This is a genomic window from Sorangium sp. So ce363 (assembly GCF_051520435.1).
GTDB lineage: Bacteria > Myxococcota_A > Polyangia > Polyangiales > Polyangiaceae > Sorangium > Sorangium cellulosum_B.
The window spans coordinates 10015452-10031351 of the sequence record NZ_CP150333.1 but is presented as its reverse complement, the minus strand read 5'-3'; the positions used below and the strand labels follow the sequence as shown (position 1 = coordinate 10031351).

Below are 15900 nucleotides of genomic sequence, written 5' to 3'. Positions count from 1 at the left end.
TGCTCAGCGGCGGGCCGAGGACGGCAGCGCGATCGGCAGATCCAGAGAGAAGACCGTCCCGCGCGGGGCGCGCGCATCCGCGCGGATGCTGCCGCCGTGCGAGGCAACGATGTTCCTTACGATGCTCAGGCCGAGCCCGGTGCCGGTTCCGTCGGTCTTCGTCGTGAAGAAGGGGTCGAAGATCCTCGGCAGGTGCTCGGGCTCGATCCCGTGCCCGTCGTCGCGGATCGTCACCGTGATGTAGCCGTCCTCCGGCGACATCGCGGTGGAGATGCCGAGGCAGCCGCCGCGCTCGTTCATCGCGTGCGCGGCGTTCGTGAACAGGTTCACGAACACCTGCGTCAGCGGATCAATGACGCCGCAAACCGGAGGGATCTCGTCGAAGCGCCGCTCGACGGTGACGCCCGTCTGGTCGAGGAGGTGCTCGCAGAAGACGAGCGCGCGCTCGATGATGTCGTGGAGCGAGACGGCGCCCGGCTTCTCCGTGGACGGCCGCGCGTAGGCCATCAGGTCGCGCGAGAACCGGCGGATGCGATCCGCCGCGTCGTTGATCCTCGCGAGCCGCTCGATGTCCGAGGGGTCGAAGCCGCCGCGCTCGCCCTTGCGGCGCAGGTACTCGGAGTAGGCGAGGATCGAGGTGAGCGGGTTGTTGAGCTCGTGCACGACGCCTGCGGCCATCTTCCCGAGCGAGGCCAGCTTCTCGGCCTGCATGACCTGAGCGCGCAGCGACTCGTGCGCGCGCGCCTCGCGGAGCGACGCACCCAGGGTGAGCACGAGCCGGTCGACCAGCGCCTCTACAGGCGCGCTGTCGAGGTACGCGGCGTCGTCGGCCGCGATGTGCATCGTCGAGCGACCTCCGGGCTCGATCGCCACGACGCGCTCGAAGGCGAACTCCGGGAGGAGCCGCGCCGGATCGTGGCCGTCGTCGCGGCGAGCGCGCGGCGAGACCCGGACGGCCACCTGCGCCCCCGTCGCGCCGGGGATGTAGATGCCGAGCCCGCAGGCCGTGAGCACCTTCGCGGCCGCGCCGAGCAGCGTCGATGCGCGCTGCTCGATGGAGGCCGACGGATCCAGCTCGCTCGACGCGATGAGCAGGCTGTCCACCCACTCGAGCGGGATGTCCCGGGTGAGGGGCTTCCGGAGCGTGACGGGAGCGTCGGACAATGGCTGCTCCCCCAGGCGCTCCGCGGTCTTTCCGCTCACCCGATCACCCTGTTCGGGTCGTCGCCGCTCGATCGGTCGAGATCGATGATCTTCGCGGCGCCGACATAGGATTTCGTCTCATAGCGGGTGATCTTGCCGATCTTGCGGACGATCTCCGCCATCCGCTCGGCTTCGCTGCGGATCGTGGTCGCGGCCCCCTTGATGGGGGACGCGTCGTCGATCCGGCGGCAGATCAGCTCGGCGTAGCCGAGCACGCTGGTGAGCGGCTGGTTCAGCTCGTGCGCGGCCGCGCCCGCGAGCTCGGCGATGATGGCCTGCTTCTCGCGAGCGCGGAGCTCCTCCTGCGCCTCGGTGAGGCGGGCCTCCATCCGCATCCGCTCCCGCAGGTCCGTGAAGATGCCGACGGAGCCGACCGGGACGCCGTTCTCGAAGATCAGCGCCGCGGAGAGGTGCACCGGGATCCGCGACCCGTCCCTGGCCAGGACCTCGGTCCGGTAGCCCTCGAGCCGGCCGGGACCGCCGTGCTCCTTCGCGTGGATGAGCCTCATGATGTGCTCGGCGTTGTGGTCGGGGTAGAGCGCGCGGGCGTTCATCACGCCGACGACCTCCTTCGCGTCATACCCGTAGATCCGCTCGGCGGCGCGGTTGAAGAGCAGGACGACGCCCTCCATGTTGGCCGAGACGATCGCGTCGACCGAGCTGTCGATGACGCGCTCCAGGAACTCCTTGGTCTTGGTGAGCTCCGCCTCGGTGGCGCGCTCCGTGGTGACGTCGCGGAAGCTGACCAGGACGGCGCCGCTCTCCTCGCGAAGGACGCTGCTGAAGCTGAAGCTCAGGATGAGCCGCTCGTGCTCGCCCCGCCGCACGGTGAAATCCACCATGTGCGGGAACGATCCCCTGGCGAAGCCGGCCCGGATCTCCTCGAGGAGAGGGTGCTCGCGCGCGTCGACGAGATCGGCCAGGTTCGCCCTCTCGAGGTCCTCCGCCGTGCGCCCGGTGATCGCCTGCGCGCGCGGGTTGGAGAAGAGGATGTGGCCGTCGGGATCGACGACGACGATGCCGTCCGCCGTCGAATAGAAGAAGTCGGCGTAGCGCTGGAGCGCCTTCAGCCGGCGCTCCGCCTCGAACCGCGCGAAGGTGCTCTGCTGCGTCTGGTCGCGGAGCGACTGCAGGATGCGCGCGTTGCGCAGGGCGATCGCGGTGGCGCTCGCGACCGTGCGGGCCAGCGAGAGCTCGTGCGCGTGGGGCGCCACCGGCTGCCGGCCGCGCAAGAAGAGCACGCCGAGCGGCTTGTCCTCGAACAAGATCGGCAGGAGCGCCAGCGAGCGGAACGCGTTCTCCGGGAGCTCCGCGCGCACGATGTCGAACAGCGGGTGCGCCTTCGCGTCGTCGATCACGAGCACGTCGCCCGTGCGCATGACGCGCTGGATCTCCGGGTACTTGCCGAGATCGATCGGCAGATCCCGCAGCTCCTTGTCGTCGCTCGCGGCGACCACGTAGCCGACGTCGCCCGCGTCGCGCACGAGGACGATGCTGCAGCGGTCGACGCGCGCCACCTCGGCGATGCGCCGCACGACCGTGAAGAGGATGTTCCGGAAGTCGAGCGTCGAGGAGAGCGCCTGCGTGAGCTCGAGGACCACCTTCGCGTCGTGCTCTTTGCGCGCGAGCGCGTCGACGTAGTCCCGGATCCGGAGCTGCCCGCGGATGCGCGCGATCAGCTCGGCAGGGCGGAACGGCTTGCGGATGAAATCGTCGGCGCCGAGCTCGAAGGCGCGGGCGACGTCCTCGTCCGCGTCGAGCGCGGTCAGCACGACGACGGGGACGTCCTGCGTCCGGGGGGCGTCCCGCACGGCGCTGAGGACCACGTAGCCGTCAGGGGGCGGCATCACGAGGTCGAGCAGCACGAGCGCGGGCACGCTCGCCTTGAGCCAGGCGAGCGCGTCCGCGCCCGAGGTGACCGCGACGGCCTCGATGCCCGCGTCGGCCAGCGCGTGCAGCAGCATCTGCCGGCTGACGGCGTCGTCGTCCACGACGAGCACAGGATCACGGCGAGGCACACGCCAAGCTTAGCGACTCCAGGCTGGAGCGATGAGAGAATTCCGGGCGTTGGCGCGGCGTTGCGCACTGCATTGCGCTGCCCGCGCGGCGCTGGGATCAGGAGAAGAGATCTCCCTGCTTCGTCGCAGGAGCCGCGAGGCCCAGGTGCTCGTAGGCGCGGCGGGTCGCGACCCTGCCGCGCGGCGTGCGGCCGACGAAGCCCTGCTGGAGCAGGAACGGCTCGTACACGTCCTCGATCGTGTCGCGCGGCTCACTGAGCGCCGCGGCCAGCGTGTCGATGCCCACAGGGCCGCCGTCGTAGTGATCGACGATGACGCGCAGCAGCCGGCGATCCATCTCGTCGAGGCCGGCCGCGTCGATCTCGAGCCGCTCCGCGGTCTTCCGCGCGATCTCCATCGTGATCGCGCCGTCGCCCAGCACCTCGGCGAAGTCGCGTACGCGGCGCAGGAGGCGGTTGGCGACGCGCGGCGTCCCCCGCGCGCGCGCCGCGATCTCGCGCGCTCCGCCGGCGTCGATCGGCACATCGAGCAGGCCGGCGCTGCGCTGCACGATGCGCTCGAGCTCCTCGACGGGGTAGAAGTCGAGGCGGACGACGTGGCCGAAGCGCGACAGCAGCGGCGCGGTGAGCAGCCCGGTGCGGGTCGTCGCGCCCACGAGCGTGAAGGGCTTCAGCGCGAGCTGGATCGTCGTCGCGTAGGGGCCGTCACCGGTCATGATGTCGATGTTGAACGACTCGATCGCGGGGTAGAGGCTCTCCTCGACCGCCGGCGTGAGCCGGTGGATCTCGTCGATGAACAGCACGTCGTTGCGCTCCAGCTTCGTCAGCAGGCCGGCCAGCGCGCCCTTGTGCTCGATCGCCGGTCCGCTCGTCACATGGAGGGCGACGCCCATCTCGCGGGCGATGATGTGGGCGAGCGTGGTCTTGCCCAGGCCGGGCGGGCCACAGAACAGCATGTGGTCGAGCGGCTCGCGCCGCCGGCGCGCGGCTTCGACGAAGACCTTGAGGTTCTCCGTGTGCTTGACCTGGCCGACGTACTCGGCGAGCGAGGCAGGCCGGAAGAGGCGGTCGAAGCGATCGTCGTCGCCTGTCTCGGCAGGAGAGAGCGCCCGTTCAGGCATGCCACGGGCGTACCGCGTGCAAGCAGCGAAGGGAAGCGATCCGCGCGGCGGCGTGGGTCGCCGCGGGGCGCTGGTCGAGGTCAGCCGAGCGCAGGGACAGAGGACAGGCGGGGACGGCGGGGGGGCGGGATGCGCGGCAGACGAGCGCGGCAGAGCGGCCGGCCGTCGGGGGCGCCGTCCACCTCGAGAGAGCCGCCGTGGAGCTCGATCACCGATCGCGCGTGGCTGAGGCCCAGCGTCAGGCCGCGCCCGCGCGCCGTGGTCTGCCGGCTGAACAGGGCCTCGAGCTCGTCCGGCGGCACGTCGCGGCTGCCGTACTCGATGTCGATGCGGACCTCGTTGTTGAACTCGCCGGCCATCGTCGCCGTGAGGCGCACGAGGCGCGCCGACGGGTCGGCCGCGCCCGTCCGGAGCGCGTGCGCGACGATGACCGCGATCGCGCGCGTCGCGTAGGCTTGATCGACGGGGATCAGCGGCAGGGTGTCGCCGACCTCGATGACGACCTCGCCGCCGGCGTCGCTCGCGAGCTCGCGCGCCTTGCGGAGCGCGCCCGCGATGAGCCAGCCGACGGACGTCGGCTGAGGCTCGAGCGTGAGCTGCCCGGCCTCGACGCGGGCGGCGTCGAGGATCGACTCGATGAGGCCAAGGAGCTCCCGGCCGCGCGTCGCGATGAGCTCCAGGCTCTCGCGCTGCGCGGGGGTCAGGTCCTCCTGGCCCACGAGCTCGGCGAACCCGAGGATGGCGTTCAGCGGGCTCTTGAGATCGTGGCTCACGCTCGCGAACAGGAGGCCGCGCATGCGCTGCGCCGCCTCGCGGGACTCGAGCGCGCGCTCCTGCGCCGCGGCGAAGACGCGGAAGCGCTCGGCGAGGTCCTCGATGGCGTGCCCGAGCCGGGCGACGACGGCGAACCGGGCGGGGCGCGCGATCTGGGTGGCGCCGCGCAGCACGCTGTCCGTGCCGAGCAGGCGCACCTGCTTCGTGGCGTGCACGAGATCGGCCGCGAGGACGCGGCCGAACAGGTTGCCGAGCGCGCCGGCGACCAGCACCGCGAGCAGCGCGACGAGCGCGCCCCAGATCGCGGCAGAGGGCTCGAGGTCGGCGGAGAACCGGGTGTTGACGCAGCCGTAGTCGAGCGGCGTGATCACGGCGATCTGCCCGTCGGCTTCGCGGCCGAAGGAGGGCTCCGAGCCCACGCAGTCGTGCTCCAGGCGCGCGAGGAACCCGAACTCCGCCGCCGAGGCCACGACGTCGTTGCGGCCGGCCGCGTCGATGGCCCCGAGCGACGGGTCGAGCGCCGTGCGCGCGATGAGCCCCGCGGTCGAGCGCCGGCTGCGCTCGATGAACGTCTGGAGGTGCGCGTTCGCGATGAGCACCGCCCCGACGCCGACGAGCAGCACCGGCGTGGCGACGGCCAGGAGCAGCTTGGAGGTGACCCGCCGGCGCGGCGTCTGGTAAAGCTCGGCGGTCTCGAGCAAGGCGCCGATCGCCTCGGCCGGGCTGATCTCGAAGAGGCTGAACGCCGCGGCGCGCGTCAGCACGTAGTGCGGGATCGCGGACGCGCTAAGGATCGTGATCGCGAGGATGAGCAGGCTGACCGCGCGGCCGTCGTCGAGCTTCTCTGGCCTGATCCCGGGGATCATCATGAGGCCCGAGATCGTCGAGCTCGCCAGCACGAAGCGCAGCGCCAGCGAGGTCGGGAGCCCGGCGAACCGCTCGAGCTCCTCGTGATCGATGTCGCGCGAGCCGATCACGAGCGAGCGCAGCAGGTTCTCGTGGGTGCGCAGCCGGAGCAGCGTCAGCAGCGTGGTCGCGCAGATCGCGGCGAGCGCGATCTTGGCGCCGACCGAGAGCACGCTGGCGGCGACGCGCGGCTCCAGGATGAGCAGCTTCGGCGCGAGCGCCGCGATCGCCCCGAACGCGGCGACGCCGACCAGCGCCTGGCGGACGAGCACGCGCCTCGCGAAGTGGATCGCGTCGTCCCTCATGCGCTCCTCGGTCATGCGATCCTCCCCTGGGGGCCGCCGGCGCCGGGGTCGTTCCCCGGCGGCGCCGCCACGTCGGGCGCGGGCGGGGTCGGCGCGAACAGGGGTCGCTGCACGATCCACATCGGCAGGGTGATCGTGAAGGTCGAGCCCCGCCCGAGCTCGCTCTCCAGCTGGATCGTCCCGCCGTGCATCAGCACGAGGCGCCGCGCGATCGAGAGCCCGAGCCCCGTCCCGGCCCGGCGCGAGCGCACGTCGCCGGTCTGCCGGTACTCCTCGAAGACCGCCGACGTCTCCTCCGGCGGGATGCCGGGGCCGGTGTCCTGGACGACGATCGCCGCATAGCGGCCGCGCCCCGTGATGTTGACCGTCACCGAGCCGCGCGCCGTGAACTTGACGGCGTTCGAGACGAGGTTGGTGAGGATCTGCCGCACCCTCCGCGGATCGGCGTGCGCGACCAGGGCGTGGTCCCCGGTGACGCGCAGCTGGAGGGGCTTGTCGCGCGCCGCCGCGGACGCCTCGCGCATCACCTGATCGACGAGGGCGCGGAGGTTGACGGCGCGGCGGGAGAGCTGGAGCTTGCCCGTCTCGAGCGCCGAGAGGTCGAGGATGTCGTCGATGAGCGTGCGCAGGTGCTCGCCGCTCTGCCGGATGACCGACAGCGCCTCGCGCGCGTCCTGGCTGAGCGGCCCGTCGACCTCGCTCTCCAGGACGTGGGCGAACCCGAGGATGGCGTTGAGCGGCGTGCGCAGCTCGTGGCTCAGCCCCGCGAGGAACGCCGAGCGCTCGCGGTCCATCGCGGAGGCCTGCTGGAGGTCCGCCCGGTAGGTGCGCTCCGCCGCGGCGAAGCGGGTGATCAGGAGGTTGAAGGCCGCCGTCAGGAGGCCGACCTGGTCGAGCGACCTGATCGGCACGGGCTCGGCCTGGATCACGTCCGTGGGCAGCGCGCTCTGGCCCTGTCCGCGCGCCATCGCCGTGATGCGCTCGCGCAGGTAGTCGACATCGTCGCGCGCCGACTTGGTGAACGAGAGCGCGACCGCGACAGCCACGCCGAGCAGCAGCACCGTGAGCGCCGCGACGGCGTTGCCGAGCGCGATCGAGTCGGGCGGCGGGCTCGGCGCCGAGACGAAGGTGAGCACCGAGAGGTGAGAGAGCGGCGGGTGCAGCGGGCGCGCCGCGAACCGGACGCGGCCGAGCGAGGTCGTCGTCTCGCCCTTGCCCAGCGTGAGCATCTGGACGAGGCCGGCCCTGGCCGGCGCGCTGAAGCTCTCGTTGATCAGCACGTGGCCGCCTTGATCGACGAGCAGGATCTCCGACCCAGCCCGCCGCGCCGCCTCCCTCAGGAGCGCCGCCCGCTCCCCCTCGATGGTCCCGCGGAGCCGCGCCGAGAGCGTCGCGGCCAGCACCTCGGCGCGCAGGCTCGCGGCCTGATCGCTCATCTTCGCGAGCTGGCCGATGCCGATCAGCGCGATCGCCACCGCCGTGGCGATCCCCACGACGATCACGATCGCGGGCGCGAGCGGCACGAGCGGCGTCGTGCCGCGGGGCCAGCGGATGAGGCGACGACGGCGGGCCAAGGCGGAGTCAGGATGCTAGCGCGCTTCGGGCGGCGCACGGGCACCTCGGACGCCCGAAGGGAGCGAGCGCCCTCGTGGGCGGCTTTACCTGGGATCGGTCGCCAGGAGCGCGAAGACGGAGTGGTCGAGCCAGCGACCGTCGCACCACTCGGCCTGCCGGGCGATGCCCTCGAAGCGGAAGCCGAGCCGGCCGATGACCGCGAGGGAAGGATGGTTGTCCGTCGCGGCCGCAACCCGCACCCGGTGCGCGCCCATGTGGCCGAACGCGAACCCGAGCGCGGCCCTCGCGGCCTCGCTCATGAGCCCGCGCCCGGTCGCCTCCTTGCGGAGCCAGTAGCCGAGCTCGCAAGAACGGTGCAGGTGTACGCACGCCTCGAGCCCGACCACCCCGGCGAGCGAGCGGTGCGCGCGCTCGCGGATGACGAAGCGCAGCGCCCTGCCGTGATCCCAGTCGGCGGCGCACGCCTCGGCGAAGCGCACGCTCGCGGCCGGATCCGTGTGGAACTGCACCCAGGGAAGCCAGCGCTGGAGGGTTGCGCGCGAGCCGTTGACCGCGAGCCAGAGCTCGGGCCCGTCGGACGGGTCGATCGGCACGAGGATCAGCCGCTCGGTCTCGATGGGACGGGCGCGAACCTCGCTTCGAGGTGGGAGGATGAGCATGGGGTCACCGGCACTGGATGCGAGCGGCGTAGGGCTCGAGATGACCCGCCTCGTAGTCAAGCCAGGCGACATACCACTCTCCGGGCTTCGCGCCGGGGCTCATCGAAGGCGCCGGCTGATCCCCGCTGATGCGGGCGAATTTCGTGGGCGTGCCGATGCCGTCGCGGTTGATCGACGCGGTGAGCATGCGGCCCCCCTCGAACCAGACCAGCTGGGCCTGCCCGCTCGGCGCGATCGCGATCGACGGGCGCGCGCCCGACTTCGAGAACCGCTTGCGCCAGAGCGGCTGGCCCTTGGCCGGATCGATGTAGGCGGCCGATGCGCCCCCGAGCGGCGCCTCGCCGTGCCAGACGACGAAGCAGCCGCCCGCGCCGCAGGCGAGCGAGGGGCTGTCGCTCCGGACCCGATCGCTGTTCACGAGCGACAGGTCGCCGAGCGCGCGGTCGGCGCGCTTGCCGGGGCTGGCCGGCGGGAGCCCCTTGCCGGCGTTCGCGAGCGGGAGGCGCATGTACTGGATGACCCGCGTCGGCTCGCGATCGAAGCGGAAGGCGAGGTGCATCACGTCGTTCGCCACCGCCACCGAGGGGAAGCGGACGCGCGGCTTCGAGGGGCCCGTCGGGGTGACGTCGGTCAGCCGGATGATCTCGCCCGCCGGATCGAGGTTCGGCGAGAGGCGGCGCATGAAGAGGTCCTCGGAGGCGTTGTCGCCGTCGTCCGACCACGTGATCAGGAACCCCTCGGCGGCGCGCGCGAGCGAGGGCCACGAGTTCCCTCCGCGAGGGAAGGGCGCGACCATCACGGCAGGGCCATCGATCCGCCCGTTGGCGTCGAGCCAGCGCACGTGCACGCCGGCCTCCGGCCCCTTGCCGTCCCAGTACGTGAGCACCAGCCGATCGCCTGCGGAGGTCAGCTCGGGGCGCCCGATGGCGCGGCCCTCGGGCGTCACGTCGAGCGCCGGTGACGACGGCCGCATCGCGCCGTCCAGCGTCGTCGTGTAGGCGTGCTCGGTGCCCTCGTGCGAGTCCGTCCAGGTGACCACCGCGCCGCGCGGCCCGAGCGCGATCGAGGGCCGGCTGGCCCCGACGGCGCGGCCGCCCTCGCGCACCAGATCGTGCGTGCGCGGCCTCGCGAGGCCGGTGAGCGCGCAAGGCGCCTTGCCGCTCGCGTCTTTCAGGGCGACCTGCACGTGCTCGATCAGGGTCCGCGGCACGGGGTGGTTGCCCTTGTCCTGAGCGTCCTTCAGCAGCCTGAGCGCGGCCTTGAGATCGCCGGCGGCGACCGCCTCCTGCGCCTGCGCGACGAGCGGCGGCCACGCCAGGGCGGGCGGCTCGACGCGGGCGTCGGTGCGCGCCGGCACGTTGGCCCCGGCGGACGCCGAGGGGGCGCTGATGGCCGGCGGCGCCGCGCTGCTCGACGAGACGGGCGGCAGGGCCGTCGGCTTGAGGAACTGGCGGTAACCCGCGTAGGCGCCGCCCGCGACGAGCGCGAGCACGCCAAACACGACGAGCGCGCGTCCCGCGCCGCCTCGCTTCGGCGTTGATGCGTGCGCCAGCGGATCGGGGACCGAGGTCTCGCCCGAGCCCCCGGAGAACGTGATCTGCTGCCCCGCGCCCTGGCTCATGCGCCCGGCGATCGCGGCGCCGGGCGCGCCCGAGGTGTCCAGCCCGGCGAACGGATCTCCCCCGCGCTCCGCCGGACCCGACGGGACGGTCCGCCGCGATTCGTTGGGGGTCACACGGACGACCCCCGGCGGGTCGAACGACAGGTCGGCCGGCGCGTCGCCGCCCGGCATGACGAGCCCCGCCTGGGACGGCTCCGCGCCGCGCGGCGGCTGCGCGACGCCGAGCGCGACCGACAGCTCGTCGGCGAACTCCTTCGCGGTCTGGAACCGGCGATCGATGGAGCGGTCGAGCGCCTTCTCGAACCACGTGGTGAAGCTCGGCGGGAGGTCGGGGCGGAGCGCCGCGGGCTGCGGCAGGGGCGCGTTGGCGATCTGCGCGAACGTCATCGCGACGCCCTGCTCGGTCTGCCAGACGGTGCGGCCGGTGAGGCACTCGTACGTGATGCAGCCGAGCGCCCAGAGATCCGCGCGGTGGTCGACCGCTCCCTGGCCGCGCACCTGCTCCGGGCTCATGTACGCCGGCGTTCCGAAGACCGCGCCCTCGCGGGTGAGGCGCGCCTGCGCGTCGCCGCCGTCGACCGGCGCGTAGAACTTCGCGAGGCCGAAATCGAGGATCTTCGCGCAGAGCCGGCCCTCCTCATCCTTCGTGAGGAAGATGTTCTCCGGCTTGAGGTCGCGGTGGACGATGGAGGCGGCGTGCGCCTTGGTGAGCCCTCGACACACCTGGGACACCACCGTCACGGTGGTCTCGGGGTCGAGGTACCTGATGACGGTCATCCGCTCGTACAGCGACTCGCCTTCGAGGAGCTCGAGCACCAGGAAGGGCCGCCCGTCGTCGAGCTTGCCCGAGTCGTAGACGTCGCAGATGAAGGGGCTGCGGATCGACGCGGCGGCCCGGGCCTCTCGGAGAAAGCGCTCGACCACGACGGCTGAGGTCGTCAGCTCCTGGGCGAGCACCTTGATCGCCACGCGTTTGCCGATGTCGATGTGCTCGGCCTCGTACACGGCAGCCATGCCGCCGCGCCCGATCTCGCGTGTGATGCGGTATTTTCCGGCGAGGACCGTGCCTACCGGGATCTTCGCTTTGTTCGGCAAAGCCATCAGGCAGGGCTGTCCCGCGACTGGATTCGCCAGCGCAGCCTATTCGAGCCGCGTCACAAGAACAATGGCGAGCGCAGCATGACCCGTCGGGGAGGGGCCCGATCCTCTCCCTGGCGCCGCGCGAGCGGGCTCAGCGCTTCCACGAGGGCACCGTGAAAGCGGATTCCACCCCGGGCCGGTCATGGACCAAGGCGGGGCCACCGCTCTGGTGGCGCGGTGCGTAGGCAGGTTCCCACCCCCGGCGCCGCCGCCGCGCAGGCGAGCTTTGCCTTGCTCAGGTAGAGCTGTGAAAAAAGTAAGCGGGCTCCGATTTTCTGACGCCCGATGCACTTTTCTCACGCTCGCGCGGTGCGCGAAACATTCCGGAAACATGAGCTTGGGTACACCAGCCTGGACCTTCGGTCGCGCGCCAGCGTCCGGGGTGAAGGGTCGCCGATCCGGCTCCGCTGGATGGGTCCCTGAGTCGTTGACAGTGTCGGGCAAGGCTCGGTGGACCGGGCCGCCCCCGTCACGGATCGGAAGCCGGGCGGCGCCCGGCACATCGATGGGAGGCCGCCGGCGGAGGTGTCCCCCCTTTACCAGCTCTGCTCCGGCGGGGCCTTTCGGGTGAGCGCCCGGGTCTTCTACCCTGGCGCGCACCCGGTCACCACAGGCGTGCGCAATGAAAAAGGTCGAGGCGATCATCAAGCCGTTCAAGCTCGACGAGGTCAAGGACGCCCTCGCCGAGGTCGGGATTCAGGGCATGACGGTGACCGAGGTAAAGGGCTTCGGTCGGACCGGCGGCAAGAAAGAGGTCTATCGAGGGTCGGCGTACGTCGTCGACTTCGTGCCGAAGGTGAAGGTCGACATCGTCGTGCCGGACAGCATGGTCAGCGACGTGATCGACGCCATCGAGAAGAGCGCCAAGACGGGTCGGATCGGCGACGGCAAGATCTTCGTCGTCCCCGTCGAGGAGGCCGTGCGGATCCGCACGGGGGAGCGCGGCGAGGACGCCATCTAGAAGGCGCGCCGCCGGCAGAGCGTCACAGGGCATTCGCGGCGGGTCACAGGCTCGAGGATCGACAGATCGATAGATCGAGAGATCGACAACCGAGAAGCGAGAAGCGAGCACGAGCCCGCGCACCGTCGAGTCACATACAGCGAGAGCAGCGAGTCAGCGAGGTAGAGAAGATCATGAAGGCGAAAGATGTCGTCGCGTTTGCGAAGGAAAACGACGTAAAATTTGTCGATCTCAAGTTCATCGATCTGCCCGGCATCTGGCAGCACACGACCATCCCGGCGTCCCGCCTGAACGAGGATCTCTTCGAGGAGGGGATCGGCTTCGACGGCTCGTCGGTGCGCGGATGGCAGCCGATCAACGCGAGCGACATGCTGATGACGCCCGATCCGTCGACGGCGAAGCTCGACCCGTTCCATGCCCAGAAGACGCTGAGCATGATCTGTAAGATCAGCGATCCGGTGACCGGCCAGCCCTACGGCCGCGACCCGCGCTACATCGCCCAGAAGGCCGAGAACCACCTCCGCGCGAGCGGAATCGCCGACACGTCCTACTTCGGGCCCGAGGCCGAGTTCTTCGTCTTCGACTCGGTCCGCTACGAGAGCTCGCAGCGCGGCGCCTTCTACGAGATCGACAGCGACGAAGCGGTCTGGAACTCCGGCAAGGCCGGCCCGAACCTCGGGCACAAGATCCGGTCGAAGGAGGGCTACTTCCCCGTCGCGCCGACCGACACGCTCGGCGATCTGCGCGGGCAGATGATGTCCACGCTGATCGAGACCGGCATCGGGGTCGAGGTCGGCCACCATGAGGTGGCGTCGGCCGGCCAGTGCGAGATCGGCATCAAGTTCTCGACGCTGACGGCGATGGCCGACAACCTCATGTGGTTCAAGTACGTCATCAAGAACGTCGGCCGCAAGAACGGCAAGTCGGTGACGTTCATGCCGAAGCCGCTCTTCGGCGACAACGGCAGCGGCATGCACTGCCACCAGTCGCTCTGGAAGGAGGGCAAGCCGCTCTTCGCCGGCGACGGCTACGCCGGGATGTCCGACACGGGCCTCTGGTACATCGGCGGCATCCTGAAGCACGCGAAGGCGCTCGCGGCGCTCACCAACCCGACGACGAACAGCTATCGCCGGCTCGTCCCGGGCTATGAGGCGCCCGTGAACCTCGCGTACTCGAGCCGCAACCGCTCGGCGTCGATCCGCATCCCGCTGGCCCCGGGCAACAGCCCGAAGGGCCGCCGCATCGAGGTCCGCTTCCCGGACGCGAGCTGCAATCCGTACCTCGCCTTCGCCGCCATGATGATGGCCGGCCTCGACGGCGTCCAGAACCGGATCGATCCGGGCGACCCGCTCGACAAGGACATCTACGCGCTCTCGCCCGAGGAGCTCAAGGAAGTGCCGCACATGCCGGGCTCGCTCGACGAGGCCCTCGGCGCCCTCGAGCGCGACCACGAGTTCCTGCTCCGCGGCGACGTCTTCACCCGCGACATCCTCAAGACCTGGCTCGACTACAAGCGCGAGCGCGAGGTCGACGCGGTCCGGCTCCGCCCGGTCCCGCACGAGTTCTTCCTCTACTACGACGTCTGATCGCCCCCACCCCCGAGGGCAGCGCAGGGGCCGGCGCACAAGAAAATTGCGCTGTGCCCCTCGCTGCCCAGCCTCTTCATCGCTCGCCGTCGTGTTCGGCGAGCGCCGGTGACGCCGAGTCGAAGCGTCGCGGTATCGGAAAATCCCACGGATCTCTGTGCCCGCGGAGGCGGCGAGGCGGGTTGTCGCCCCCTCGCGCCGCGAACTTTTGCTTCCTTCTGGAGCGCGCCGCACCGCGGTACCGCTCGTCCATGGCTCGGGTTATCCTCCGGTCCGGCTCCGATGGGGGCGGCGTAAAGCCAGCTCCTCCTCGGTTCCCTGGTCCCGCGGTCCTCCGGTCCGCCTGTTTCCTCGGTTCCCTCAGTTCCCCAGCGACACCTCGGCGCAGCAGTGAACCCCGGCGATCTCATCCAGTCTCGCTACCGGCTCGTGAAGCTCCTGGGCCAAGGCGCCAGCGGGTCGGTGTGGGCCGCGAAGAACGTGCTCATCGACCGCGACGTGGCGCTCAAGGTGATGAGCCCCGAGGTGGCCGGGGACGCCGTCGCGCTCCAGCGCTTCTTCAACGAGGCGAAGGCGAGCGGGCGCCTGCGGAGCCCGAGCATCGTCGAGATCCTCGACCTCGGCCAGGCCGAGGACGGCTCTCCGTTCCTCGTGTTCGAGCTGCTCGTCGGCGAGGGGCTCGACGAGTGGCTGCGGCGCGAGGGCACCATCGAGCCGGAGGTGCTGGTCGAGCTCTTCCTCGGCCTCGCGCGGGCGCTCGACATGGCCCACCAGCAAGGGATCATCCACCGCGATCTGAAGCCCGCGAACATCCATGTGCATCGCAACCACCTGGGCGAGCTCGTGGGGAAGATCCTTGACTTCGGGATCAGCAAGGTCCTGGAGAAGGAGCACAACTTCTCGCTGACCCGCACGGGCTGCGTCGTCGGCTCGCCGGCGTACATGTCGCCCGAGCAGGCCGCGGGGCGTGAGGACGTGGACGCCCGCGCCGACATCTGGTCGCTGGGCGTCGTCATGTACGAGGCGTTGACCGGGACGACCCCGCATCAGGCGCCGAACTACAACGCGCTGATGGTCCGGATCCTGAGCAAGGACTGCGATCCGATCGCCGCGCGCAGGCCAGGGCTCCCGCCGCGCCTCTGCCAGCTCGTCGAAGCGTGCCTCCGCCGCGAGCGCGACGAACGGATCGCCTCGGCGGACGCGCTCGCGAAGGAGCTCGAGGCCGTTCTCCGCGAGCTGCGCGCCGAGCGCTTCCGGGGACAGAAGGGGCGGCGCGCCTCGGACATCGGCCTCGGCGGCGACGTCGGCCTCGCGCCCGAGAGCGCGGCGGCGCGGAGCGGCGACGCCGCCGGGACGCTGGGACGGCTCGTGCAGCACGGCAGGCGCCTGCCAAAGGCCATGCTCGTCGCGGCGGGCATCGGGGTGGTGCTCTGGGCAATGGCGCTCGTGCTCATCGGCAGGTACTGGATCCGCTGAGCGCCGCGGCGCCGCAGGGCGAGCGAGCGTGGTCGGCTCGCCCACGGCATGCGCGCCAGGTTGCGCCTTGCGGCGGTGCGCGTCGGGGCCCCATGTTGGCCCCACGTCGAGCCGTCACCCGAGCTCGAAGCGAGCATTGATGGAAAGGATGCAAGTCGATGGACGACCACCAGACGCATGAAGCGCACGCCCATGTTCATGGGCAGGGATGTGGACATCAGGTGTTGCGGCATGAAGGCCACGTCGATTACCTGCACGACGGACACCTGCATCACCCGCACGGCGATCACTTCGATGAGCACGTGCTCTCGGTCGGCAACGAGAACCCTGACGCGTGCACGCCGAGCCATGCATGCGCCGATCACGAGAAGGCGCACACGCACGGGGCAGGCTGCGGCCATCAGGCCGTGCCCCACGGCGATCATTTCGATTACCTCGTCGGGGCGCACCTGCACCATCCGCACGGCGATCACTGCGATCACCACGGCTCGGTCCAGCTAGGGTGATCGCCGCGCCGCCCCGCGCCGGAGCTCCGGCGCGTGAGGTGGAGGCCGCG

Annotated in this window: 11 protein-coding genes; 4 read left to right on the top strand and 7 right to left on the bottom strand. The window is 71.0% G+C overall.

What is annotated here, in order from left to right:
- Positions 1-3: 3 nt before the first annotated feature.
- The 7 genes from WMF12_RS37600 to WMF12_RS37570 form a co-directional block, all read right to left on the bottom strand.
- Positions 4-1203: a sensor histidine kinase gene (locus WMF12_RS37600; protein WP_437741551.1), complete on the bottom strand. Its 1200-nt coding sequence runs from the start codon at positions 1201-1203 to the stop codon at positions 4-6.
- Positions 1200-3221, bottom strand: a complete 2022-nt coding sequence (locus WMF12_RS37595; RefSeq protein ID WP_437852998.1) for a PAS domain S-box protein — start codon at positions 3219-3221, stop codon at positions 1200-1202. The genes WMF12_RS37600 and WMF12_RS37595 overlap by 4 nt, the downstream gene beginning before the upstream one ends.
- Positions 3222-3318: 97 nt before the next feature.
- The gene (ruvB, locus tag WMF12_RS37590; protein WP_437741549.1) at positions 3319-4341 is read right to left on the bottom strand and encodes a Holliday junction branch migration DNA helicase RuvB; all 1023 of its coding nucleotides are present in this window, start codon (positions 4339-4341) and stop codon (positions 3319-3321) included.
- Positions 4342-4421: 80 nt separating this feature from the next.
- Complete coding sequence (locus tag WMF12_RS37585) at positions 4422-6341, bottom strand: sensor histidine kinase (protein ID WP_437852996.1); 1920 nt, start codon at positions 6339-6341, stop codon at positions 4422-4424.
- Complete coding sequence (locus WMF12_RS37580; protein ID WP_437741547.1) at positions 6338-7900, bottom strand: sensor histidine kinase; 1563 nt, start codon at positions 7898-7900, stop codon at positions 6338-6340. The genes WMF12_RS37585 and WMF12_RS37580 overlap by 4 nt, the downstream gene beginning before the upstream one ends.
- Before the next feature lie 84 nt (positions 7901-7984).
- The gene (locus tag WMF12_RS37575; RefSeq protein WP_437852994.1) at positions 7985-8560 is read right to left on the bottom strand and encodes a GNAT family N-acetyltransferase; all 576 of its coding nucleotides are present in this window, start codon (positions 8558-8560) and stop codon (positions 7985-7987) included.
- Between the two features lie 4 nt (positions 8561-8564).
- Positions 8565-11282, bottom strand: coding sequence for a serine/threonine protein kinase (locus tag WMF12_RS37570; RefSeq protein WP_437852992.1), 2718 nt, complete (start codon positions 11280-11282; stop codon positions 8565-8567).
- 661 nt (positions 11283-11943) lie between these two features.
- Here WMF12_RS37570 and WMF12_RS37565 point away from each other — a divergent pair.
- The 4 genes from WMF12_RS37565 to WMF12_RS37550 all read left to right on the top strand — a co-directional run bounded on the left by WMF12_RS37565 (position 11944) and on the right by WMF12_RS37550 (position 15850).
- A complete protein-coding gene (locus WMF12_RS37565) occupies positions 11944-12282 on the top strand; it encodes a P-II family nitrogen regulator (protein ID WP_012239819.1) in 339 nt (112 codons plus the stop codon).
- A 173-nt stretch (positions 12283-12455) separates the two neighbouring features.
- Complete coding sequence (gene glnA / locus WMF12_RS37560) at positions 12456-13868, top strand: type I glutamate--ammonia ligase (RefSeq protein WP_437545073.1); 1413 nt, start codon at positions 12456-12458, stop codon at positions 13866-13868.
- Positions 13869-14258: 390 nt separating this feature from the next.
- Positions 14259-15344 carry a serine/threonine-protein kinase gene (locus WMF12_RS37555; protein WP_437741545.1) on the top strand — a complete coding sequence of 362 codons (1086 nt, stop codon included), beginning with the start codon at positions 14259-14261 and terminating at the stop codon, positions 15342-15344.
- Positions 15345-15502: 158 nt separating this feature from the next.
- Positions 15503-15850, top strand: coding sequence for a hypothetical protein (locus WMF12_RS37550; protein WP_437852990.1), 348 nt, complete (start codon positions 15503-15505; stop codon positions 15848-15850).
- Positions 15851-15900 lie beyond the last annotated feature (50 nt).